Source organism: Microbacterium petrolearium (assembly GCF_054782875.1).
This window is the reverse complement of sequence record NZ_BAAGRQ010000089.1, coordinates 1-557: the sequence shown is the minus strand read 5'-3', so window position 1 is coordinate 557 and position 557 is coordinate 1. Positions and strand designations below refer to the sequence as shown.

Genomic DNA, 557 nt, shown 5'->3' with positions numbered 1-557 from the left:
CCGCCTTGGACGACCCGAACCTCATCGCGACGGTGCACTATTACGGGTTCTGGCCGTTCAGCGTAAACATCGCCGGGTACACCCGGTTCGACGCAGAGGTCCAGCAGGACGTCACCGACACGTTCGACCGGGTGCACGCCGCGTTCGTGGCGCAGGGAGTGCCGGTGCTCCTGGGGGAGTACGGGCTGCTCGGGTTCGACCGGCACACCGGCACCGTCGAGCAGGGTGAGAAGCTGAAGTTCTTCGAGTACCTCGGGTACACGGCCCGCGAGCGAGGCATCACCACGATGCTCTGGGACAACGGGCAGCACTTCGACCGCACCGCCCACGCCTGGCAGGACACCGCGCTGTTCGACCAGATCTCGTCGAGCTGGACCGAGCGGTCCGGGACGGCGTCGTCCGACCTGGTGTTCGTGCCTGCGTCGGGTGCCGTCGCCGCGCAGGGGCTGACGCTCCATCCGAACGGCACCACGTTCGAGGCCCTGCTGCACGACGGCACGGAGCTGGCCGCAGGGGCGGACTACACGCTCACCGGTGACGAGCTCACGCTGTCCGCC

At 68.4% G+C, this 557-nt stretch carries 1 protein-coding gene; it reads left to right on the top strand.

All coding sequences use genetic code 11. The features are described from left to right. The coding region (locus tag ACYVJ0_RS13760) for a cellulase family glycosylhydrolase (protein WP_460818421.1) at positions 1 to 557 on the top strand (557 nt) is incomplete at both ends.